We start from the raw sequence: 22,224 nt of genomic DNA, 5'->3' as shown, positions 1-22,224 counted from the left end.
GCTGAGAGCTTCCGCTAGATGCCCAGATGATTACCACCTTGGAGCCCTGTTATGGAAGTTCAGTATATAACAGCGTATATCTGCGTTAAAGATAAATGAAGCCGTCGGTACAGATGTTAGCCGATGGGAACCAGGGTGGAACCACGACGTGACCAACGTTCGTCCCTTTGCATAAGCAGAGGGACGGGCGTTTTTTTATGTCTTAGGAATTTATACAGTAGAAGGAGCGATAATCATGGCAGAAAACGAAATTTCCATTATTTTTCCCGATGGAGCGGAGAAACAATTTCCGTCTGGCATAACAGGTGAGGAAATCGCAGGAGACATTTCTTCCGGCTTGAAGAAGCAAGCACTGGCGATCAAATTGGATGGCGAGCTGTTGGATTTGAGGCGTGAACTTTATCATGGGGGAAAGATAGCGATCATCACCAATAAGGATCAAGAAGGTATAGAAGTAATGCGGCATTCGACCGCACATTTAATGGCCCAGGCAATCAGGCGCCTATATGGAGAGGTCAATTTTGGAGTAGGGCCTGTGATTGAGGAAGGGTTTTATTATGATATGGACATGGAGGAGAAGGTTACTCCGGAAGATTTGCCGCGCATAGAGAAAGAGATGAAGCGAATTGTTGATGAAAGCTTGGAAATCACAAGGGAAGAAGTGTCAAGGGAAGAAGCAAAGGATCTGTTTAAAGAGGATCCATTGAAACTTGAATTGATCGATGACATACCAGAAGGAGAGCAGGTCACCCTGTATCGCCAGGGAGAGTTCTACGATCTCTGCAGAGGGGTGCATGTTCCTTCTACGAACAAAATCAAGGCATTCAAGCTTCTCTCCATCTCAGGGGCGTACTGGCGTGGAGACAGTAATAACAAACAGCTGCAAAGAGTCTATGGTACTGCCTTTGCCAAGCAAAACCAATTGGAAGAACATCTCCGGATTCTGGAAGAGCGGAAGGAAAGGGACCACAGGAAACTGGGGAAAGAATTGGATATCTTTACGGTAAACCAAAAGGTGGGACAGGGGCTGCCACTTTGGCTGCCGAAAGGCGCTACCATCCGCCGCAATATCGAACGTTATATCGTCGACCTGGAAGAACGCCTGGGTTATGATCATGTTTATACTCCTGTTTTAGGAAGCGTAGATCTGTACAAAACAAGCGGCCATTGGGACCATTATCAGGATGATATGTTCCCGCCGATGGAAATGGATAATGAGGACCTCGTCTTGCGGCCGATGAACTGCCCGCATCATATGATGGTCTATAAAAATCAGCTGTACAGCTACCGCAACCTGCCGGTAAGGATTGCTGAACTAGGAACCATGCATCGTCATGAGATGTCCGGCGCCTTGGCAGGGTTGCAGCGGGTCAGAGCCATGACCTTGAATGATGCTCATATATTTGCCCGTCCAGATCAATTGAAGGATGAATTCATCCGTGTCGTCGAATTGGTGCAAAAAGTATACGAAGACTTTGGTATTAATGACTATTACTTCCGTTTATCCTACAGGGATCCTGAAGATAAGGAAAAATATGTGGATAACGATGAAATGTGGGATAAAGCACAGGCCATGCTGAAGGAAACAATGGAAGATATGAAACTGGACTATGTCGAGGCAGAGGGAGAAGCAGCCTTTTATGGTCCGAAGCTCGATGTCCAAGTCAAGACTGCTCTAGGCAAGGATGAAACATTGTCTACTGTCCAGCTTGACTTCCACCTACCAGAACGTTTTGATTTGACGTATATCGGGGAGGATGGGAAAGAACATCGCCCAGTAGTCATTCATCGAGGGGTCGTTTCGACGATGGAGCGTTTTGTCGCGTTCCTGATCGAGGAGTACAAAGGTGCCTTCCCTACATGGCTCTCCCCAGTCCAAGTTAAAGTCATCCCTGTCGCTCCGAAAGCCCACTTGGACTATGCCAAAGAAGTAGAGGACAAGTTAAGGCGTGAAGGAGTTCGCGTGGAAGTAGATGAACGTGATGAAAAAATCGGCTATAAAATCCGTGAAGCTCAGACACAGAAAGTGCCTTTTGCTCTGGTGCTCGGTGATAATGAGATAGAGACCAATTCTGTAAATGTAAGACGATATGGGGAGAAAAATTCAGAAACACTGAGCTTCGACAATTTTGTAGAACTGATTCAGGCAGAAGTAAGCCAGAAGAGCTTGAACAAGTAAAGAAAAGTGACAAGCATATGGATGCACCGTATGCTTGCCTTTTCAACTGTTTTCGATTGTGATATAATACGAACAAATCCATAAAGCAGTTTTCATCGATTGGCCGTTGACAAAGGCCTGTTATGATGTTATGCTTTATTGGTTGATAAAAACTTAATGATCTGAAGACAAGTAGGAGCACCCGCTTCTCACCTGATCAGCGCCGAATGGCAGTTGACTGGTTCCAAACTCTTTTTAATGAATGTGGAGACGTGTGGGTGCAGTTGTGCCCGCATTTTTTATTGTTGAAAATTTGCTTGTCGATGATAGATCAGAAATACTTTTAAACTATTTGGAGGTGGCTGGCTATTAGCAAAGAGATGAATGTAAACGAGAAAATCCGTGCAAGAGAAGTGCGACTCATCGATTCAAATGGCGATCAGCTTGGAGTCAAATCACGTAATGAGGCTTTGGATATAGCCCAGAAAAGAAATTTGGATCTCGTGCTTGTAGCTCCTAATGCAAAACCGCCGGTATGCCGGATCATGGATTACGGAAAATACCGTTTCGAGCAGCAGAAGAAAGAAAAAGAAGCACGCAAAAAGCAGAAAGTCATCAATGTGAAAGAAGTCCGTTTCACTCCTGGAATTGGCGATCATGACTTTGAAACAAAATTGAAGAACGCCAAGAAGTTCCTGGAAAAAGGCGATAAAGTAAAGGCTGCAGTGCGCTTCCGCGGACGTGCTATCACGCATAAGGATCTTGGCAGAGATGTACTGAACCGTTTTGCCGAAGAGGTTAAAGATGTAGGTACGATCGAAACCAAGCCTAAAATGGAAGGCCGTAATATGTTCATGATGGTCGCACCAATCAATGAGAAAAAGTAGATTCTGATACAGGAAACAAGATAGGGAGGAAAATTAACATGCCTAAAATGAAAACCCATAAAGGTTCTCAAAAACGATTCAAAAAAACTGGTTCTGGTAAACTGAAACGCTCCCATGCGTATACCAGCCATATGTTCGCCCATAAATCCCAAAAGCAGAAACGCAAATTGCGTAAAAGTGCAATTGTTTCTTCCGGAGATTTCAAGCGCATCAAAACTTTGCTTCCTTATAAATAAGGAACTGCCGTTTTAAAGAAAAAACAGATTTTTATATGTTCTAGGAGGGAATTAATATGCCACGTGTAAAAGGTGGAACAGTTACGCGCAGACGTCGTAAACGCGTATTAAAATTAGCTAAAGGTTATTACGGTTCGAAAAGAACGCTATTTAAAACAGCAAAACAGCAGGTAATGAAGTCCGGTCAGTATGCATACCGTGACCGCAGACAGAAAAAACGCGATTTCCGTAAATTGTGGATTACACGTATCAATGCAGCTGCACGCAACCATGATATTTCTTACAGCAGATTGATGCACGGTTTGAAAGTCGCAGGTATCGACATCAACCGTAAAATGCTTTCTGACCTTGCCATTAACGATGAGCAAGCTTTCGGCCAACTGGCAGATAAAGCAAAAGCAGCGTTGAAATAAGTACAGAGACGGGGCCAGATCCTTTGGGGATTTGGCCCCGTTTTTGTATAGATAAGATTTGTAAAGGGAAGGGAGGATCGAAAACATGGATTATTCTGTTGTAGTGTATCTGGCTGTCATCAATACCATCACATTCATCGTAATGGGGGTGGATAAACGGAAGGCGATTCATGGGGAGTACCGCATCTCTGAGAGGACCATCTGGATTCTTAGTATACTAGGAGGGGCAACGGGGTGTTATATTGGCATGAAAACATATCGTCATAAAACGAGACATCTGTCTTTTGTGATCGGTGTTCCCTTCGTCATCAGCATTCAGTTGATTGCTCTCGCATATCTTTCTTTTTCCTTGTCATAATGGCTCGTCTCCTGTCATATAAATGTACAAGGAGATGCAGCATGATGGGCTGGAAGGAGGTGGATCATGGAAAATCTAGGGAATTACTTAATGGCTTTCATCGAGAACGGAGGTTTGTTGGCTCCTTTGCTGTTCATCAGTTTTCATTTGCTGCGGCCATTATTTTTTCTTCCCGTAGTTTTTATATGCATCTCCGGCGGGGTGATGTTCGGGGCAGTTGCAGGAACTGTCTATTCGTTGGTGGGTATCACGCTATCAAGTATCATATTCTATTACATTTTCCGATGGATGCCTGCAACCTTTCATAAACTTCTTCATTTGAAAAAGAAATTGATAGGCAGGCATGCAGAATTGACTACACCACAGATTACATTGCTGCGACTGGTGCCGTTTATTCATTTCCACTTATTGTCCCTGTGTTTGATAGAGATTTCCGGTGGTTTTAAAGATTATACGAAATTATCTTTGTTATCCAATATCCCGTTGGCTTTTGTCTATACTTCCATCGGACAATGGATTTCTGAACTTACTCCTCTTCATATCATCCCTTTTATGGCTGCCCTGCTTCCTGTTCTTTATTTACTGAGAAGAAAGGAAATCATTATCAAGTGGCAGGAATTTTTCCAAGTCAGTACATGATTATGACAGAAGACTCAGATGCCCACTGGTGGGTATCTGAGTCTTTCTCACTTCATATCGGTCAACAGCAACTCGCTGATCGGATGTTTCCATACAACCTTGGCATGAGGGTAACGCAAAAGGATCTCCTGTTCCAAAAAATATAAATCGTCTCTGGTCATTCCTTGAAGGTCCATTGAATCTCTGACACTGACATGAATGTTGACCACTTCAAATGCTTCTTCGGTGGTTCCCAGATATTTCTCCCCATCGAATAAGCATCCTTTGTAGGCAATTTGGATATTCCTTTTGCTGTTTTCTGGTTCATCAGCAAAGTAAAACTCCTTCTCCTCTTGAGCAATGCGCAATTTTCTTTGGGGATTGCGTAGATATTGGGCTATTGTGTAGACAATCAATACCAAGGCAATGATCATCAATAAGCGAAATACAATAACAATCATAATTATCTGTCTCCCTGTCCGTTGTGTCTATCTATCTCTACGTGCTGATCCAGCAATTGGTTTCACTAATTTGCCCCATGATACAATCGGTGATAAGGTACATTCATCAGGTGTTTTTGACTTCGGCAAATACTGTTCTCACTGGAACTACATATCAACCGGCCTGCTTACATTTTTTATGATGATAATAGAAAAACAGTCTTAAAAGGAAACGAGGAATCTGTAATGGAATGGGAACAATTATATCGCATGCAGGAAGAATTGGACAAATATATAGAAGAACAGCGAAATCTTAGAGAGATAAATGTTTTTGAGGAGAAGTGTCTTGCTCTTCTGGTGGAAGTTGGAGAGCTTGCTAATGAAACTCGCTGTTTCAAATTTTGGAGCAATAAGCGAAGGAGTGGAAAGGGTCGCATTCTGGAAGAGTATGTGGATGGCATTCATTTCATTCTCTCACTTGGATTGGAAAAGGGTTACCGCTACAGTGGCGGAGACAAGAGTAAGCACAGATCCACGGAGACCGGGCAGTTCAACACAGTTTTCCAAACATGTACGAACTTTCAACAACATCCCTCTCCATCCACATATGATGAACTGTTTGCGAGTTATCTGCAGTTGGGCTCACTGCTTGGCTTTACGCGAGAGGATATTCAGCAAGCCTATATGAAAAAGAACGAAGTGAATTATACCCGCCAGGAAGAAGGCTACTAATATTTTTTCTTTCCATAAAAATATGTATAATGAAAGGGCAACCAAAAAGGAGGAAGAATGATGGCAAAAATGGATGAAACGCTGCAAATGTTGAAAGATTTAACAGATGCCAAAGGTATTCCTGGTAATGAAAGAGAGCCCAGGGAAGTCATGCAAAGATATATCCAGGAGTATGCAGATGATGTCTACACCGATAATCTCGGCAGCCTGATCGCCAAGAAATCGGGAGACGAGGATGGCCCGAAAATCATGGTAGCAGGCCACTTGGATGAAATTGGTTTCATGGTCACCCGTATTGATGAGCAAGGCTTTGTCTATTTCCAGACAGTCGGCGGCTGGTGGAACCAAGTAATGCTGGCTCAACGTGTAACCATCATGGGAGAGCATGGGGATGTTACCGGGGTCATCGGTTCCAAGCCTCCACACATCCTCTCTGCTGAAGCACGCAAGAAACCTTACCAGATCAAAGACATGTTTATTGATATAGGTGCTTCTAGTCGGGAAGAGGCCGAGGAGTTTGGTGTCAAACCGGGAAATTCTGTTGTACCATACTTTGAATTCACCCCATTGAAAAATGAGAAAATGCTGATGGCTAAGGCGTGGGATAACCGGATTGGCTGTGCCATTGCCATAGAAGTACTAAAGCAATTGCAAGGTTCCGACCATCCCAACGTCGTTTACGGTGTGGGAACCATTCAAGAAGAGGTGGGGCTGCGTGGTGCCAAGACAGCAGCACATACCATTCAACCGGATATCGGCTTCGGGGTGGATGTGGGTATTGCCGGCGACACGCCTGGAATTTCGGACAAGGAAGCCGACAGCAAATTGGGGAAAGGACCGCAAATCATCCTATATGATGCTTCCATGGTGTCCCATAAAGGTGTACGAGACCTTGTAACTGACACGGCAGATGAATTGGAAATCCCATATCAATATGCGTCCATTTCAGGTGGTGGTACCGACTCCGGTTCCATCCATTTGACAGCGAATGGTGTACCATCTCTGTCCATTACGATCGCTACCCGCTACATCCATTCCCATGCTGCCATATTACACCGTGATGATTTTGAACATGCCGTGAAGCTTATTGTAGCAACCATCAAAAAACTTGATGCAGACACGGTGAAAGAGATCACGTTGACATAGTCGATGGTAAGCTTTCTCCCTTGCAGGGAGAAAGCTTTTTATCATGACAAAAAAGACAGATGCTTGATGCATCCGCCTCTTGTAAAGATTATTGTTGGCCGTTGGAGGCCTGTTTGACTCCCTCTTCCAGGGCATCGACCATTTCCTGCTTTTCTTGTTGATCGGAATGGTTCCAAATCAATTCAAACAAGACTCCGAGACCCGGAAGCATCTTTTCTTCTCCGTTGACCGCATCCTTGATGGTTGCTTCCAGTTGGTCCTGATTATTGGTCGATATATTGGACAAAATAGCTTTGCGCAGATTTAAATCCATATGTTCCACCACCTTTTCATAAATCATCCTGTTGCCCGTTGTAGACAGTTTACGGAACCTAGTGCAGGGACCTATAGATAGTTTGACCTTTTATTGTGGATATATGTATGATGATAGAAGATTTAATGGATAGGAATGAAAAAATTATGATTACATCGGTTAAAAATGAAAAGGTAAAAGAATGGCGTAAGCTGCACAAAAGAAAGGGACGCACAGTTTCGGGAACTTTTCTAGTGGAAGGGTATCATCTGGTGGAGGAAGCTTGGAAGAGCGGTTGGAAAGTCAAAGAAATCATTCTTGCGGAAAGTGCGGATATGCCTTCATGGGCAAAAGAAATGCCAATTGAATCTGTTACGGCTTCTGTTTTTCAACATATCTCCCAAACGGAAACACCTCAGGGCATTGCTGCAGTGGTACACATGGCGGCATTTGAAAAAATAGAGGGGGATTTCCTTGTGCTCATCGATTCAATCCAAGACCCGGGTAATCTCGGGACCATTATCCGTACGGCTGATGCAGCAGGCGTTGATGGCATAGTGATAGGCAAAGGCACGGTGGACTTGTTCAACGATAAAGTTCTGCGGTCGACACAGGGCTCTGTTTTCCATTTACCGGTAGTCCAAAAGGAACTTCTAGAATTTATCCCTAGAATTCAGAAGGATGGTTTTCAAGTACTTGCAACTGCTCTAGAAAATGCGGTGGAATATACGGAAGTGGGAACTATTGGAAAAACCGCTGTTATGCTGGGAAATGAAGGAGCAGGGGTTAATGAAGGGCTGTTGAGCTTGGCTGACAAGATCGTCCATATACCGATATATGGCCAAGCGGAATCATTGAACGTCAGTGTTGCAGCCGGCATCCTGATGTATCACCTGAGAAGTTAATGTTGCATGGAGATGCCAATTTCATTATAATGATTTTAGTATAGAAAAGCGTTGAAGGAGCCGGATCACAATTCACGAGCGATAAAGGGAGGAAATGTCCCAGACTGAGAGCATTTCCATCGTATTGAATGTGGATCCTTTCACTCTGGAGCAGGCACTTGGACCTTGCATCGGCAAGTAAAGGTTGCCCGGATGTTTCATCCGTTATCAAACAAGAGTTGGACACAGCATATCTGTGTCAAACAAGGGTGGTACCGCGAATCAACAGCCTCGTCCCTTTCCTGGGACGGGGCTTTTTGTATGTCGGGAAGAATAAAAGGAGGCTTATAATAATGAAGGAACAATTGGAATCCATTCAAGCAGAAGCCCTGGAAAAAATTGCACAAGCAGATAAGATGAACCAATTGCAAGATATCAAAGTTGCTTATCTTGGCAAGAAGGGCTCTTTGACTGGTGTGCTGAGAGGCATGGGAAAACTGTCGAAGGAGGAACGGCCGGTGGTCGGCGAAATCGCCAACCGGGTCAGAGAATCTATTACTGCTGCACTGAACGAAAAAAACGAGGCATTAGAGAAAATAGCTCTGGAAGAACAATTGGAAGCAGAAGCGGTCGATGTTTCACTCCCAGGGCGTCCCGTACCTAATGGCGGCCCACATCTTCTCACCAGCATTGTGGAGGAAATAGAGGATCTGTTCATTGGCATGGGATTTGAAGTGAGGGAAGGGCCGGAAGTAGAAACAGACTACTTCAACTTTGAAGCATTGAACTTACCTAAGAATCACCCGGCAAGAGATATGCAGGATACCTTCTATATTACGAATGAATTGTTGATGAGGACTCATACTTCCCCAGTACAGGCAAGGACCATGAAGGGGAATGAAGAAAGCAGTCCTGTCAAGATGATTTGCCCAGGAAAAGTGTACCGCCGTGACACCGACGATGCTACACACTCCCACCAATTCACGCAAATCGAGGGCCTATATGTAGATAGGGACGTACGGATGAGCGATTTGAAAGGGGTACTGGACAAGTTCGCCAAGAAAATGTTCGGTAGTGATAGGGAAATCAGGTTAAGACCAAGCTTTTTCCCATTCACGGAACCTTCGGTGGAAATGGACATTTCTTGCAAGGTCTGTCATGGAGAAGGCTGCTCGGTATGTAAGCATTCCGGTTGGATTGAAATCCTCGGGGGAGGTATGGTTCACCCGAATGTCCTGGAAATGGCTGGCTACGACCCGAAAGAATTTAGTGGATTCGCCTTCGGAATGGGACCGGAGCGTATTGCCATGCTGAAATATGGCATTAACGATATTCGACAGTTTTATTTGAATGATAAACGTTTTCTGAAACAGTACCATAAAGCGTAAGGAGGTAAGGTCATTGTTAGTATCGATCAATTGGCTGAAAAGATATATAGATCTGGAAAATATCAGTACAGAAGAACTAGCAGAAAAGATAACCAAATCTGGAATTGAAGTGGATGGGATTGAGTACATAGCAGAAAAAAGTACCGATGTTGTTGTCGGCTATGTGGATTCCTGTGAACAGCATCCGAATGCAGACAAGCTGAATCTTTGTCAGGTAGATATAGGGGAGCCGGAAAAGCTTCAGATCATCTGTGGGGCACCAAATATCGCACAGGGACAGAAAGTCGCAGTGGCAAAGCCAGGAGCCGTATTACCGGGAAACTTCAAGATAAAAAAAGTGAAGCTGCGCGGGGTAGAATCCAATGGGATGATCTGTTCACTTGGCGAACTGGGGATTGATGAAAAGTATGTACCAAAGGATGCGGCCGACGGTATCTTTGTCTTCCCTCAGGAAGTGACTGTAGGAGAAAGTGTGGAAGATTTGCTTAATTTGAATGATGCAGTCCTGGAATTCGATCTGACTCCAAATCGGTCAGATGCACTGAGCATGCTAGGGGTTGCCTATGAGGTGGCTGCCATCCTTGATAAGGAAATCAATCTCCCTGACATACAAATAGAAGAATTGCAGGAAGATGCAGGAGACTACGTTTCTGTCGAAATAGAGGACAAAGGATTGAACCCGTACTATGGGGCATTCCTGGTTAAGGATATCAAGGTTGCTCCTTCTCCATTATGGATGAGCAATTACTTGATGGCTGCTGGTATCCGCCCGATCAATAACGTGGTGGATATAACAAACTATGTTTTACTCGAGTACGGTCAGCCGCTTCATGCGTTTGATTATGAAAAACTTGCAACTGGAAAAGTAAAAATCCGTCGCGCAGCAGCAGGAGAGAAGCTTGTTACGTTGGATGGTGAGGAAAGAACATTGTCTGAAAATAACCTAGTGATCACTGACGGTACACAACCGATTGCATTGGCAGGAGTGATGGGTGGCGCAAGTACCGAAGTAACAGATCAAACCACCACTGTACTGCTTGAAGCTGCATATTTTGATCCATTCTCGGTGCGTGCGACGGTGAAAGAAACAGGCCTTCGAAGCGAATCAAGCACCCGATTTGAAAAAGGTATTGATCCCAATCGTGTAAGAGAGGCAGGAAGAAGAGCTTGTCAGCTCCTACAGCAATATGCTGGTGGAACGGTACTGGCAAACCCTGTCGAAGTGGATCAATTGGACCGCTCAGAGAAAAAAGTTTCCATGGAGACGGAGGAAATCAACAAACGGCTAGGTACTGCAATTTCGGCAGAAGAAATCAGCCGTATTCTTAGTAAACTCCGGTTTGAATTTGATCTAGACGGAAACACATTCAACGTACACATACCAACTCGCCGTCAGGATATTACCATCTTTGAGGACATGCTGGAGGAAATAGCGCGTATTTACGGATATGACAATCTGCCATTCACACTGCCAGCTGGAGAGTCAAGTGCTGGTTCTCTGACAAACAGGCAACAACTGCGGCGTAAAATGAAGCAATATCTAGAAGGTGCTGGACTATCAGAAACCATCACCTACTCACTTACCAGTACCGCTAATGTCAAGAGGCTTATAAGTCCGGATATCACGGAACAGCGTCCAGTTCCTGTACAATTGTCCATGCCCATGAGTGAAGACCATAAATACCTTCGCCTCAGCTTACTTCCTGAGTTGTTGGGAACTGTAGCTTATAACTTGGCTAGAAATCAGAATGATCTTGCCTATTATGAACACGGAAGTGTCTTCCTCACAGATGAAGAGCAACTGACGAGTCAGCCGAATGAGCAGACCCGGTTAGCAGGAGCATTGACCGGGAATTGGGTGAACCATCCCTGGCAGCAGGAGAAAAAAGAAGTAGACTTCTTCGTTGCTAAAGGTATTTTGGAAGGTTTGTTCGAACATCTGCAAGTACCGGTGGAATTCCAACAGGCCAAGCTTCCGGAAATGCATCCGGGAAGAACAGCAATAGTCAAAGCTGCTGGCAAGGTCGTTGGATTTCTTGGACAAGTTCATCCTGCACTGGCAAAAGAAATGGACTTGAAAGAGACATACGTATTTGATATCAATATGGAAGAGGTTTTCAATTCCCGTGGAAACAAACCTTCCTATCAGCCGGTTCCTAAATACCCTTCTGTTTCCCGAGATATTGCGTTCATCTTAGATGAAAATGTTTTCGCAGGGGATGTAAGGAAAACGATAGAGCAAGCAGGGGCGCCCCTGGTCAAACGGGTTGAGATCTTTGATGTCTATCAAGGAGAGAATGTTCCGGAGGGGAAAAAATCCATTGCTTACAGCCTCCTTTACCAGGATCCGGAGAAGACGCTGAAAGATGAGGAAGTGGAAGAATCTTATCAATCGATCGTTGCCACTGTGAATCAACAGTATGGTGCATTTGTTCGATCTTAAATAAGTAGAATAGCCTTCCAGATGGAAGCTCGATAAAACAAACAAAATCATATATCCCTGTTAATGAAAGACATCCCCTAAGTTAGAGTGCAGCATGACTTAGAGGATGTCTTTTCATATTATGTCTAAATTCTGCCAGAACCATAATTGCATCAGGAAGGGAAGATCCTCACGTACCTACAACTCCATGCTCTTTGATCGTGCATCATAATTCCAGGCGTGAATTCTTATAAATATTGGTCTGCTTTTTTCGTGTTGGCGAAATGGGTTTTCCCACAAGAATCCAACATTTCGGTTCCATGTTTGCGTATAAGTTCAGCAATGGATTGATCCACTTTTTTGGATGCTCCTTTAGGAAGGGTAATTCCTAGTTTATGCGAGAGTTTATCCATTTCATTCAGGAAGCTGGTTCGGGCGATAATAGAAGCAGCAGCTACTGCAATGGAATAACTTTCCGCTTTTGTCATAAAGTAGGTGTCTTTGAGGAGTTTTTCCCCTTCAGATGCTATATGTTTCTTGTAGATCGTTGGTTCGCAGAATTGGTCAATCAATATGCCATTTAATGGTTTCTCCCCAATTTTTTTCCGAAGATTATTAATCGCATGCTGATGCAGCATTGCTTTCATCTTCCCCTGCGACCACCCTTTCTTCTGCAGTCTGTTGTATTTGGGATTATGGAGCACCAGCAGGGAGTATGGCAAATTCATAGCCACCACTTTTTTTGATAATCTGCGGATGACAGGATCAGAAAGATCTTTTGAATCCCTTACCCCCATCTGTTTCAACTCCTCTATTTGATGGCCTTCCACATAAAGGGCAGCGACGGTTATAGGTCCGAAGTAATCTCCTGTGCCAGCCTCATCCGTCCCGATATGATGGCTTAAAAACAAATTGGCTGGCGGGTGGTAGAAGGATGGGGATGTCTGATTTTTTTTCGAGGAAGATACTGGCTTGGAAGTTGATCTGCTATCCCATTTCTTCATTTCTGTCTCAGGAGATTTTCCTTGATACAGGACTTTGCCTGATTTATAGGCTGTAATTACTGCATGTGGGGTTTTGGCTCGAAACATTGCTCCCTGAGGTGTAGACTGCAAGCTGCCTATATAGTGGCTTTTCATCTCTTTTATGGTATCCATTGATACCTTTTGTACATTCTGTGGCATTGGCTGTCCTCCGTCCATAATTTTATCCCTATTTGCATGAGATACCGTGAATTCAGTTTTATTTCCTAATTCTATCACTTCATGTTAAGATAAAGTGAATAATTTTTCACAGGCAGGAGGGTAACATCGTGGCCCGGAATGAAAAAGAACGAATTACGGTAGAAATACATAATAAAAAGTATACAATCGTAGGGGAAGAGCCGGCAAGCCATGTCCGTCTGGTTGCCAGTCTGGTTGATCAAAAGATGGGTGAAATCTATCAGTCAAACCAGCATCTGGATACAACCAAACTCGCTGTTCTCACTGCTGTCAATACGATGAACGATTATTTGAAACTTAAAGAAGACTATGCGAAACTTCTGGGTTCCATGAAAGACCAGGGGGATCATCAAAGAAAGAGGAAATAAATATTATGGTTGATTTCATATTGATATTATTACTTATTTTTGGTTTTTTAATGGGGATGAAGCGGGGGTTCATCCTCCAATTATTTCATCTGACAGGTTTCATCATCGCTTTTATTGTTGCAGTTATGTATTACGATGTACTTGGAGACAGGCTGGCACTATGGGTGCCATATCCGGATCTTGGTGAAGACCATGCATGGGCAGAGTTTCTCCAAGGGCTTCCTTTGGAAGTCGGATTTTATAACGCCGTGTCATTTGCGGTCATCTTTTTTGCAGTGAAAATGATTCTGCAGATTATCGCATCCATGCTGGATTTTGTCGCATCCATCCCGCTATTGAGGTCGGTGAACAAGATTCTTGGCTCTCTTCTTGGATTTGTGGAGGTCTATCTGCTTCTGTTCATCATTCTCTATATTTTAGCTTTAACGCCCCTTGCGGGAATTCAATCATGGGTGAATGGGTCATCGGTTGCTTTGTTTATCCTTGAGCACACCCCCTATTTTTCCGGAAAGATAACAGAACTTTGGTTGGCACATGTTGCCGGTATAGTAGAAGACTTGACACTGGGCTGATGGCTAGCGATCGGTATGCTCAGCATAACTTGATAAAATAGCAAGATTCAGCCGAGCCAGTCTCTCTTTATTTAATGGAAAAGCAGGTGATTGACGATGTCAGTGAACAAAAAAGATATAATAAAACTGCTAGAGCAAATTGGAGTTCACCTAGAACTGAAAGGGGAAAACCCCTTTAAAATTTCTGCGTACAGAAAGGCTGCACAAGCTTTGGAGCAGGATGATCGGTCCTTATCCGACATAGAGGATTTTACGAAGATCAAAGGAATTGGAAAGGGGACGGCAGCAGTCATTGATGAATTTGTAAATACAGGAAGGTCGGAAACACTTGCTGCCCTGCAGGAAGAAGTACCGTCCGGGCTGATACCTCTGTTGGATTTGCCTGGACTTGGCGGCAAGAAACTGGCCAAGCTCTATCAGGAACTTGGCGTGACCGACGCCAATTCGTTAAAGGAAGCCTCGGAGGATGGTCGGGTGGAAAATTTACCCGGGTTCGGGAAAAAGTCAGCACAGAAGATCCTAGCTGCCATCGAAGAGGCTGGCAAACGTCCGGAACGCCTGCCTGCTGCCATCATGTTGCCGCTTGCCGAAAGAATTGAAAGCTACCTTAGTATGATAAAAGAAGTGGAAGATTTTTCCCGGGCAGGAAGTCTCAGAAGGATGAGGGAAACAGTCAAGGATATCGACTATATTATTGCAACCAGCCAACCGGCTGAAGTGCGGGATCAATTATTGAAGATGGACCACGTCAAAGAGGTGATTGCCAAGGGAGATACGAAAATCTCTGTAGCAATGGATGATGTCTATGATATCAATGTTGATTTCCGGCTGGTGGCTAAAGAGGAGTTTGCCACAACCCTCCATCATTTCACTGGTTCGAAAGACCATAATGTGGCGATGAGACAGTTGGCGAAAGCTCGAGGGGAAAAAATAAATGAATATGGCATCGAAAGAGAAGAAACAGGAGAATTGTTCACCTTCTCCACAGAAGAAGAATTTTTCCAGCATTTCGGGTTGACTTATATACCACCGGAAGTAAGGGAAAATACTGGAGAGGTCGAGGCGTTCACAAAAGACGTGCCCCTGCTCGAGCTTTCAGATATCCGGGGCGACCTGCATATGCACACGACTTGGAGTGACGGAGCCCAATCCTTGGAAGAAATGGTCAATCAAGCGAGGAAAAAAGGGTATAGCTTCCTGTCGGTGACCGATCATTCAAAATATCTCCGGGTGGCTAACGGACTGGACGAAGACAGGCTTCGAAAACAGCGCGAAGAAATATCGAAGCTGAATGAAAACTATACGGATATTGAGATATTTGCCGGGGTCGAGATGGATATATTGCCAGATGGAAGCCTTGATTTCACGGATGATTTCCTCAGGGAGTTGGACTTCGTCATCGGTGCCATCCATTCAAGCTTCAGCCAGTCTGAGGAAAAAATAATGAAACGGCTTTTTAATGCAATGGATAATCCTTATGTGTCATTGATTGCACATCCGACAGGCAGGCTGATCGGACGTAGAAAAGGGTATGCCGTCCATATGGATGGACTCTTGAAGAGAGCGAAGGAAACCGAAACGGCTCTGGAAATCAATGCTAATCCGAACCGGCTGGACTTGGCACCTGAATGGGCACGTAAAGCGCAGGAAATAGGGGTCAAACTTGCCATCAATACAGATGCACATGATTACCAGATGCTTGATCATATGAAATACGGTGTTGGTGCCGCAAGAAAAGGCTGGGTACGGAAAGAGACTGTCCTGAATACATGGTCCCCTGATCAGCTGAAGGAATTTTTCACAAGAAATAAATAATGGGAAGGATTTGTCGAAGGAGCATGCATGTATGAATGAAAGAATTCTGCGGATACTGGAATACAAAAAAATAACAGATCGATTGAATCAACAAGCGGCCACATCCCTCGGAAAAGATCTTGCAAATAAACTCAAACCGGCGGCTCAGATGGAAGAGGTCACAGCATTACAGGAAGAGACGGACGAAGCAGTCCAGATTCTGCAATCCAACCAATCCGTCCCCCTAGGTGGAATCTATGATATTAGGGAAAGTCTGAAAAGGAGTGTCATCGGTGGGGTTCTGACACCGGAGGAATGTCTGAATGTGGCCAACACGATCTATGGAGGAAGGCAAGCAAAGGAGTTTATTGACGGTCTGGAGGAGCATTACCCGATACTGGTGGATCTTGCCCAACGCATCACTTCGCTTAGGGAGCTGGAAAGGCAGATCAAGAGCTGCCTGGACGACCATGGGTATGTAATGGATAGCGCTTCACAGAAACTACGCAGCATTCGTTCATCTATACGTACTTCCGAGAGCAGGGTGCGTGACAAGCTTGACAGCTATACGAAACAGAACAGCAATATGTTGTCAGATGCTATTATCACCATCCGGAATGACCGCTATGTACTTCCTGTCAAACAAGAATACCGTGCATCTATAGGGGGCATCGTGCACGACCAATCTTCCTCTGGACAAACCTTATTCATGGAACCGAGAGCCGTGGTGGAATTGAATAATCAGCTTCAGGAGTCGCGTGTGCAGGAAAGCCGTGAAATTGAACGGATCCTTCGAGAACTTTCTGAACAGATTGCCGGCCAGGAAAGCTTCCTTCAAGAAAATGTGAAGGTGCTTGCAAAGATCGATTTCATTTTTGCCAGGGGTAAACTTGCACAGGATATGAGAGCTGCAAAACCATTGATGAATGACAATGGTGTAATACGGATGGAGCAAGCACGTCATCCCCTTATACCGAAAGAGGAGGTAGTGGCGAATGATGTGGAAATCGGAGATTCGTATACATCCATCGTCATTACGGGTCCTAACACGGGCGGAAAAACAGTAACATTGAAGATGGTGGGCCTCTGTACATTAATGGCGCAATCAGGACTTCAGATACCTGCTCTGGATGGATGTGAAATGGCGGTATTTGACCAAGTATATGCTGACATTGGCGATGAGCAATCGATCGAACAGAGTTTAAGTACCTTCTCCTCCCATATGACGAATATCGTCGAGATTTTGAACGAAGTAGATGATCGGTCTTTGGTGCTTTTTGATGAGCTTGGTGCAGGTACAGACCCACAAGAAGGTGCCGCTCTGGCCATGTCCATTTTGGACGAGGTCATCTCACGGGGAGCGCGAGTCATAGCAACTACCCACTATCCGGAATTGAAGGCCTATGGATATAATCGCGAACAGGTCATCAATGCTTCTGTCGAATTCAATGTCGAAACACTGCAGCCTACGTACAGGCTGTTGATCGGTGTTCCGGGACGAAGCAATGCATTTGATATATCCAAACGCCTCGGATTGGATGCCTCCGTCATTGAGCAGGCACAAAACCATATAGGTGTGGAATCTACGAGCGTGGAAAATATGATTGCTTCCCTTGAAAAAGCTCAACTTGAAGCAGAAAAGGATCAGGAAGAGGCTCAACTTCTCTTGGAAGAAAGCGAGAAATTGAGGGAAGAACTGGAGCAAAAGTGGAAGCAATTCGATCAACAAAGAGAATCGCTCTATAAAAAGGCGGAAGAAAAAGCCGAAAAGGCACTGGAAAAGGCCAAAGAGGAAGCTCAATTGATTGTCGATGAAATCAAGTCGATGCAGAAAAATACGAAAATGAAAGAGCATGAGTGGATTGAAGCAAGGAAAATGCTGGAAGAGGCTAGGCCGGAACTATCGAAAAAGCAGGGAAATAAGCCAAAAGACAAAAAAACATCGGATAAAGAACTGAAACCAGGCGATGAAATTAAACTGTTGACCGTGAACCAGAATGGCAGCGTGCTGGAGAAGGTAAACGAAAGGGAGTATATGGTCCAGGTCGGCATCATGAAGGTCAAAGTGGACCGGGACGACCTCCAGCTAGTGCGGAAACAGAAACAGAACACAGAGAAACCAATGGCGATGGTCCGGGGATCTAGTCATCATGTGAAGCCTGAACTGGATTTACGGGGCGAACGTTATGAAGATGCCTTAAGACAGTTGGAAAAGTATGTAGATGATGCCTTGCTGGCAGGGTACTCCAATGCCTCCATTATTCACGGTAAGGGAACGGGTGCCTTGAGGAAAGGTGTCCAGGAATTCGCCAAAAGGCATACGAGTATTTCCTCTTCCCGTCCTGGAGGAGCCGGTGAGGGAGGCAGTGGGGTGACGATCCTCGAGTTTAAGTAATCAGAACCAATATGGAAGGAAGTGAGTTCATGAACGGTGTCTTTTGGGAAAATATCATGGTCATCGCTGCAGCGAGATACAGTATTGTCATTTTATGTACATTGGTTTTCCTTGCTGTTTTTGAACTGGTTACTACCTACCGTAATTGGACGGAAATAAAACGTGGAAATATGGCTGTCGCTTTGGCGACCGGCGGAAAGATTATCGGTATAGCCAATATATTCCGTTATTCGATCGAGCAAAACGACAGCTTGCTGCAGACGGTCGGCTGGGGGATATTCGGGTTTGTACTTCTGCTAATGGGGTACTTGATATTCGAATTCCTGACCCCAACGATAAAGGTGGATGAAGAAATTGGTCGTGGGAATAAGGCGGTTGGGTTGATTTCCCTGGTAATCTCCCTCGGTCTTTCTTTTGTCGTAGGTGCGAGTATCACATAAGGGGAGAAACGTGTGGAAACTTTAGCAAAAGTATGTATTGGTGTAGCTATATTATTTATACTGGTTGGTGTGTTTTATGTATTATAAGGAGACTGCCCTGCAAGGCAGTCTTTTTATTTTTCTATATTTTTGTTTAGAAAATACAAATTATAGAAAATAATCGTTATAATGGGAGTAGAATATAAAAAGGGGGAGAATCAATGGAAAAAGTTAAAAAGTGGTATGCTCAATATCCGGAAGAAATCCCGACCAGCATTGCTTATGAGAAAAAGCCTCTCCATTCATTTTTAATGGAAACTGTGGCACGCTTCCCAAAAAAGAAAGCGCTTTATTTTATGGGGTTAGATCTGTCTTATGAAGATTTGCTTTCCCAAGCACAGAGAATGGCAAATTATTTACAATCCTTAGGTTTATCTAAAGGAGATAAAGTTGCTGTTATGCTTCCCAATTGTCCCCAAGCGGTAATCAGTTACTATGCTGTTCTCCTAGCAGGTGGAATAGTTGTACAGACTAACCCGCTATATAAGGAACGCGAACTTGAATATCAATTGAAAGATTCTGAAGCTACGTTCATTGTCTGCCTCGATATCCTGCTCCCGAGAGTAACGAATGTTAGAGATAAGACAGCGTTGAAGCATACGGTGGTGGCCAGCATCAAGGATTACCTCCCTTTCCCGAAAAACCTTTTTTATCCCATAGTCCAAAAGAAACAATATAATATGGTGGTCAAAGTAGAACAGACGGAAGACACCCATGTTTGGAAGCAAATGATGGCTATAGCAGGAGAAGAATTTAAGGAGGTGGAAGTTGATCCTCAAGAAGATTTGGCACTACTTCAATATACAGGAGGAACAACAGGCTATCCAAAAGGAGTGATGCTCACCCACTTCAACTTGACTGCAAACGTACAAATGGCCCAAGCATGGCTTTACCATACAAAAAAAGAAGACGATATCATCCTTGGTGTACTCCCTTTCTTTCATGTTTATGGGATGACCACAGTCATGAATATGTCCATTATGCAAGGGTCTAAAATGGTCCTCCTGCCTAATTACCAGCCGGAGAAGGTATTGCAAACCATTCATAGGCAGAAACCTACCTTGTTTCCTGGAGCTCCTACTATGTATATTGGTCTTTTAAACCATCCCAGTTTACAGAAATACGACGTATCTTCCATCGAAGCTTGTATCAGTGGCTCAGCCCCTTTGCCGGGTGAAATCCAGGAACAGTTTGAGAGTGTTACAGGCGGCAGGCTGGTGGAAGGCTATGGTTTAACGGAAACATCCCCTGTCACGCATTCTAATTTTGTATGGGGCCGTCGGGTAAATGGGAGCATCGGAGTTCCGTGGCCGGATACGGATGCAAAGATCATCAATTTTGATACAGAAGAAGAAGCGGCTGTTGGGGAAGTGGGTGAGATTGTGGTAAAGGGTCCACAGGTCATGAAAGGTTACTGGAACAGGCCGGAAGAAACAGAGAAAGTATTGAAAGGCGGCTGGTTCCATACTGGTGATCTCGGCTATATGGACGACAATGGCTACTTCTATATAGTCGACCGGAAAAAAGATATGATAATTGCCAGCGGTTTTAATATCTATCCTCGTGAAGTGGAAGAAGTGCTGTATGAGCATCAGGAAGTGCAAGAAGTCGTAGTGGCAGGTGTACCGGACGCTTATCGAGGAGAAACTGTCAAAGCTTATGTTGTCCGGAAGAAGGGAAGTACCATAAGCGAAGAAGAATTGGACCAATTCTGTAGAGAACGCTTGTCAACTTTCAAGGTTCCAAAATTATATGAATTTCGTGAAGAGCTGCCCAAGACGGCTGTCGGTAAGATATTGAGGAGACAGCTGGTGGAAGAGGAAAGGCAAAAAATGTAAGGAACATATTGGACGGCAAACCCATTTAATAGCGCTTGGCGGTTGCCGGGCGTGTGAAAAGAATGGACGTGCTTGTGTTGACAGGATATTCTGTGAAAGGTAAGATTATATTATGAATGATTATTCATTCATAATTGCCGGAAGATAAGAATGGAGATCGATGATGAAAAATAATAAACCAAAGTATAACCAAATTATTGAAGCAGCTGTCGAAGTGATAGCCGAAAACGGCTATCATGCTTCTCAGGTTTCAAAGATCGCCAAAAAGGCGGGGGTTGCCGATGGGACGATCTATCTTTATTTCAAAAACAAAGAAGATGTGCTGATTTCCGTGTTTACAGAAAAGATGGGGCAGTTTATCAAAAGAATAACAGATAGTATCAATGAGAAAGAGGATGTCAGAGAAAAACTTTTTGTACTGATTGAGATGCATTTTCGCCAATTGTCGGAAGACCGATTCCTCGCCATCGTGACACAGCTGGAGTTAAGGCAGTCCAACCCGGATTTACGCCAACAGATCAATAAAGTACTACGTCCCTATTTAAAGGTGATTGACGGGGTGATTGAGGAAGGTATACAGGAGGACGTATTCCGCAGTGATTTAAATCGGCGGCTCGTAAGGCAGATGGTCTTCGGTACACTTGATGAAGTAGTGACGAACTGGGTCATGAAAGAGCATAAATATGACTTGGTGGAACAGGCGCCGGAGGTTCACGCTTTATTAACAAAAGGTCTTTCTGTATCATAGAGGTAGATTCACTAGTTTGAAAATTATGATAGAAGCGGGGGAAGGTTCATTGGCGAATATACTCTATGAATCAAGTAATCATGTTGCATACTTAACTATTCAGAGTCCTCCTGCGAATGCTTTGTCCACAGGGCTGATCGAGTCACTAGCTGAAAATCTGGACAAGGCGGAGCAGGACGCAGGTGTCAAAGCAATAGTAATCAAGGGGGATGGCAAATTCTTTTCCGCTGGGGCAGATATCAAGGAATTTACATCACTGGAAAATGCAGCTGACTATCAGTCACTATCCGAGAATGGGCAGAAACTCTTCGATCGGATCGAGCATTATCCGATCCCGGTCATTGCTGCTATTCATGGAGCAGCGTTGGGTGGTGGACTGGAGCTTGCAATGTCCTGTCATATGAGGATTGCTGCCGAAGAAACCAAGTTGGGACTGCCTGAATTAACATTGGGAATCATACCGGGATTTGCCGGAACACAGCGTCTTCCAAGGTATGTAGGTAGTGCGAAAGCTTACGAAATGATACTCACTGGGCAGCCGATCACGGCAGAAGAAGCCAAAGCATCGGGTTTGGTAAACCGGGTGGTCCGTACCGAAGACCTCATCGAGGAAACGACCCGGCTTGCAGAAAATATTGCAGCAAAAAGCAGGGGTTCGATCAACGCAATTATGAAACTGCTTCCATACTCTTATACTGATCAGTTCAGTACAGGAGTGAAGGCGGAAGCGGAAAGCTTTGCAGAAGTTTTCGGTTCTGCCGACGCAAAAGAAGGAGTTCAAGCTTTCCTGGAGAAACGGGAGCCTGATTTTCAAGATAAATAGATGAGGAGGA

22 protein-coding genes and 1 other annotated feature are annotated in these 22,224 nt (G+C 44.4%); of the genes, 19 read left to right on the top strand and 3 right to left on the bottom strand.

Features of this window, described 5'->3' with window-relative positions; genetic code table 11:
- Nucleotides 1–235: 235 nt before the first annotated feature.
- The 6 genes from thrS (at nt 236) to ACFOGI_RS07385 (ending at nt 4,691) form a co-directional block, all read left to right on the top strand.
- Nucleotides 236–2,179, top strand: coding sequence for a threonine--tRNA ligase (thrS, locus tag ACFOGI_RS07410; protein WP_390270764.1), 1,944 nt, complete (start codon nt 236–238; stop codon nt 2,177–2,179).
- Nucleotides 2,180–2,342: 163 nt separating this feature from the next.
- Nucleotides 2,343–2,466, top strand: a sequence feature (ribosomal protein L20 leader region).
- A gap of 72 nt (nt 2,467–2,538) precedes the next feature.
- Entirely contained in the window at nt 2,539–3,045 is a 507-nt protein-coding gene (gene infC, locus ACFOGI_RS07405; protein WP_390270761.1) for a translation initiation factor IF-3, read from the top strand.
- Between the two features lie 38 nt (nt 3,046–3,083).
- A complete protein-coding gene (gene rpmI, locus ACFOGI_RS07400) occupies nt 3,084–3,281 on the top strand; it encodes a 50S ribosomal protein L35 (RefSeq protein ID WP_163970186.1) in 198 nt (65 codons plus the stop codon).
- A gap of 56 nt (nt 3,282–3,337) precedes the next feature.
- Entirely contained in the window at nt 3,338–3,694 is a 357-nt protein-coding gene (gene rplT, locus ACFOGI_RS07395) for a 50S ribosomal protein L20 (protein WP_390270757.1), read from the top strand.
- Between the two features lie 85 nt (nt 3,695–3,779).
- Nucleotides 3,780–4,052: a DUF1294 domain-containing protein gene (locus ACFOGI_RS07390; RefSeq protein ID WP_390270754.1), complete on the top strand. Its 273-nt coding sequence runs from the start codon at nt 3,780–3,782 to the stop codon at nt 4,050–4,052.
- A gap of 66 nt (nt 4,053–4,118) precedes the next feature.
- Nucleotides 4,119–4,691, top strand: coding sequence for a TVP38/TMEM64 family protein (locus ACFOGI_RS07385; protein WP_390270751.1), 573 nt, complete (start codon nt 4,119–4,121; stop codon nt 4,689–4,691).
- 47 nt (nt 4,692–4,738) lie between these two features.
- On the opposite strand, the gene ACFOGI_RS07380 is transcribed toward ACFOGI_RS07385, so the two are convergent.
- Complete coding sequence (locus tag ACFOGI_RS07380) at nt 4,739–5,131, bottom strand: sigma-w pathway protein ysdB (RefSeq protein WP_390270748.1); 393 nt, start codon at nt 5,129–5,131, stop codon at nt 4,739–4,741.
- Between the two features lie 225 nt (nt 5,132–5,356).
- Here ACFOGI_RS07380 and ACFOGI_RS07375 point away from each other — a divergent pair, with 225 nt between their 5' ends.
- The gene (locus tag ACFOGI_RS07375) at nt 5,357–5,842 is read left to right on the top strand and encodes a dUTP diphosphatase (RefSeq protein WP_390270746.1); all 486 of its coding nucleotides are present in this window, start codon (nt 5,357–5,359) and stop codon (nt 5,840–5,842) included.
- 60 nt (nt 5,843–5,902) lie between these two features.
- Complete coding sequence (locus ACFOGI_RS07370) at nt 5,903–6,988, top strand: M42 family metallopeptidase (protein WP_390270743.1); 1,086 nt, start codon at nt 5,903–5,905, stop codon at nt 6,986–6,988.
- 88 nt (nt 6,989–7,076) lie between these two features.
- Here ACFOGI_RS07370 and sspI read toward each other — a convergent pair whose 3' ends face one another.
- Nucleotides 7,077–7,301: a small acid-soluble spore protein SspI gene (gene sspI, locus ACFOGI_RS07365; protein WP_390270740.1), complete on the bottom strand. Its 225-nt coding sequence runs from the start codon at nt 7,299–7,301 to the stop codon at nt 7,077–7,079.
- A 110-nt stretch (nt 7,302–7,411) separates the two neighbouring features.
- Between sspI and ACFOGI_RS07360 the strand changes: the two genes are divergently transcribed.
- The 3 genes from ACFOGI_RS07360 (at nt 7,412) to pheT (ending at nt 11,995) form a co-directional block, all read left to right on the top strand.
- Nucleotides 7,412–8,185 (top strand): TrmH family RNA methyltransferase, encoded by a 774-nt coding sequence (locus ACFOGI_RS07360; RefSeq protein WP_390270737.1) that lies wholly within the window; start codon nt 7,412–7,414, stop codon nt 8,183–8,185.
- 332 nt (nt 8,186–8,517) lie between these two features.
- On the top strand, nt 8,518–9,552 hold the full coding sequence (pheS, locus tag ACFOGI_RS07355; RefSeq protein WP_390270734.1) for a phenylalanine--tRNA ligase subunit alpha: 1,035 nt from the start codon (nt 8,518–8,520) through the stop codon (nt 9,550–9,552).
- A gap of 13 nt (nt 9,553–9,565) precedes the next feature.
- Nucleotides 9,566–11,995: a phenylalanine--tRNA ligase subunit beta gene (gene pheT / locus ACFOGI_RS07350; RefSeq protein ID WP_390270731.1), complete on the top strand. Its 2,430-nt coding sequence runs from the start codon at nt 9,566–9,568 to the stop codon at nt 11,993–11,995.
- 227 nt (nt 11,996–12,222) lie between these two features.
- Here pheT and rnhC read toward each other — a convergent pair whose 3' ends face one another.
- Nucleotides 12,223–13,158 carry a ribonuclease HIII gene (gene rnhC, locus ACFOGI_RS07345; RefSeq protein ID WP_390270728.1) on the bottom strand — a complete coding sequence of 312 codons (936 nt, stop codon included), beginning with the start codon at nt 13,156–13,158 and terminating at the stop codon, nt 12,223–12,225.
- A gap of 128 nt (nt 13,159–13,286) precedes the next feature.
- Between rnhC and zapA the strand changes: the two genes are divergently transcribed.
- From zapA to ACFOGI_RS07305, 8 genes are all read left to right on the top strand, one after another.
- The gene (gene zapA / locus ACFOGI_RS07340) at nt 13,287–13,565 is read left to right on the top strand and encodes a cell division protein ZapA (RefSeq protein ID WP_390270725.1); all 279 of its coding nucleotides are present in this window, start codon (nt 13,287–13,289) and stop codon (nt 13,563–13,565) included.
- A gap of 5 nt (nt 13,566–13,570) precedes the next feature.
- The gene (locus ACFOGI_RS07335; RefSeq protein ID WP_390270722.1) at nt 13,571–14,137 is read left to right on the top strand and encodes a CvpA family protein; all 567 of its coding nucleotides are present in this window, start codon (nt 13,571–13,573) and stop codon (nt 14,135–14,137) included.
- A gap of 96 nt (nt 14,138–14,233) precedes the next feature.
- On the top strand, nt 14,234–15,952 hold the full coding sequence (gene polX / locus ACFOGI_RS07330; protein ID WP_390270719.1) for a DNA polymerase/3'-5' exonuclease PolX: 1,719 nt from the start codon (nt 14,234–14,236) through the stop codon (nt 15,950–15,952).
- Nucleotides 15,953–15,983: 31 nt separating this feature from the next.
- Nucleotides 15,984–18,326 (top strand): endonuclease MutS2, encoded by a 2,343-nt coding sequence (locus ACFOGI_RS07325; RefSeq protein ID WP_390270716.1) that lies wholly within the window; start codon nt 15,984–15,986, stop codon nt 18,324–18,326.
- 29 nt (nt 18,327–18,355) lie between these two features.
- Nucleotides 18,356–18,766 carry a DUF350 domain-containing protein gene (locus ACFOGI_RS07320; RefSeq protein ID WP_390270713.1) on the top strand — a complete coding sequence of 137 codons (411 nt, stop codon included), beginning with the start codon at nt 18,356–18,358 and terminating at the stop codon, nt 18,764–18,766.
- Nucleotides 18,767–18,966: 200 nt separating this feature from the next.
- Nucleotides 18,967–20,643, top strand: a complete 1,677-nt coding sequence (locus tag ACFOGI_RS07315; protein ID WP_390270711.1) for a long-chain-fatty-acid--CoA ligase — start codon at nt 18,967–18,969, stop codon at nt 20,641–20,643.
- Nucleotides 20,644–20,806: 163 nt separating this feature from the next.
- Nucleotides 20,807–21,391, top strand: a complete 585-nt coding sequence (locus ACFOGI_RS07310) for a TetR/AcrR family transcriptional regulator (RefSeq protein ID WP_390270708.1) — start codon at nt 20,807–20,809, stop codon at nt 21,389–21,391.
- A gap of 49 nt (nt 21,392–21,440) precedes the next feature.
- On the top strand, nt 21,441–22,214 hold the full coding sequence (locus ACFOGI_RS07305) for an enoyl-CoA hydratase (RefSeq protein ID WP_390271046.1): 774 nt from the start codon (nt 21,441–21,443) through the stop codon (nt 22,212–22,214).
- Nucleotides 22,215–22,224: the final 10 nt, after the last annotated feature.

Source organism: Virgibacillus xinjiangensis (assembly GCF_042643145.1).
Taxonomy (GTDB): domain Bacteria; phylum Bacillota; class Bacilli; order Bacillales; family Amphibacillaceae; genus Virgibacillus_O; species Virgibacillus_O xinjiangensis.
This window is presented reverse-complemented; position numbering and strand designations above follow the sequence as displayed.

Excerpts from the sequence above, each read along its gene's own strand:
- ACFOGI_RS07360 (WP_390270737.1), top strand. The coding sequence starts at position 7,412 with ATGATAGAAGATTTAATGGATAGGAATGAAAAAATTATGATTACATCG.
- rpmI (WP_163970186.1), top strand. The coding sequence starts at position 3,084 with ATGCCTAAAATGAAAACCCATAAAGGTTCTCAAAAACGATTCAAAAAA.
- ACFOGI_RS07385 (WP_390270751.1), top strand. The coding sequence starts at position 4,119 with ATGGAAAATCTAGGGAATTACTTAATGGCTTTCATCGAGAACGGAGGT.
- infC (WP_390270761.1), top strand. The coding sequence starts at position 2,539 with ATGAATGTAAACGAGAAAATCCGTGCAAGAGAAGTGCGACTCATCGAT.
- rplT (WP_390270757.1), top strand. The coding sequence starts at position 3,338 with ATGCCACGTGTAAAAGGTGGAACAGTTACGCGCAGACGTCGTAAACGC.
- ACFOGI_RS07370 (WP_390270743.1), top strand. The coding sequence starts at position 5,903 with ATGGCAAAAATGGATGAAACGCTGCAAATGTTGAAAGATTTAACAGAT.
- ACFOGI_RS07320 (WP_390270713.1), top strand. The coding sequence starts at position 18,356 with ATGAACGGTGTCTTTTGGGAAAATATCATGGTCATCGCTGCAGCGAGA.
- polX (WP_390270719.1), top strand. The coding sequence starts at position 14,234 with ATGTCAGTGAACAAAAAAGATATAATAAAACTGCTAGAGCAAATTGGA.
- rnhC (WP_390270728.1), bottom strand. The coding sequence starts at position 13,158 with ATGCCACAGAATGTACAAAAGGTATCAATGGATACCATAAAAGAGATG.
- sspI (WP_390270740.1), bottom strand. The coding sequence starts at position 7,301 with ATGGATTTAAATCTGCGCAAAGCTATTTTGTCCAATATATCGACCAAT.
- ACFOGI_RS07335 (WP_390270722.1), top strand. The coding sequence starts at position 13,571 with ATGGTTGATTTCATATTGATATTATTACTTATTTTTGGTTTTTTAATG.
- ACFOGI_RS07325 (WP_390270716.1), top strand. The coding sequence starts at position 15,984 with ATGAATGAAAGAATTCTGCGGATACTGGAATACAAAAAAATAACAGAT.
- ACFOGI_RS07375 (WP_390270746.1), top strand. The coding sequence starts at position 5,357 with ATGGAATGGGAACAATTATATCGCATGCAGGAAGAATTGGACAAATAT.
- ACFOGI_RS07390 (WP_390270754.1), top strand. The coding sequence starts at position 3,780 with ATGGATTATTCTGTTGTAGTGTATCTGGCTGTCATCAATACCATCACA.
- thrS (WP_390270764.1), top strand. The coding sequence starts at position 236 with ATGGCAGAAAACGAAATTTCCATTATTTTTCCCGATGGAGCGGAGAAA.
- ACFOGI_RS07315 (WP_390270711.1), top strand. The coding sequence starts at position 18,967 with ATGGAAAAAGTTAAAAAGTGGTATGCTCAATATCCGGAAGAAATCCCG.
- ACFOGI_RS07310 (WP_390270708.1), top strand. The coding sequence starts at position 20,807 with ATGAAAAATAATAAACCAAAGTATAACCAAATTATTGAAGCAGCTGTC.
- pheS (WP_390270734.1), top strand. The coding sequence starts at position 8,518 with ATGAAGGAACAATTGGAATCCATTCAAGCAGAAGCCCTGGAAAAAATT.
- ACFOGI_RS07380 (WP_390270748.1), bottom strand. The coding sequence starts at position 5,131 with ATGATTGTTATTGTATTTCGCTTATTGATGATCATTGCCTTGGTATTG.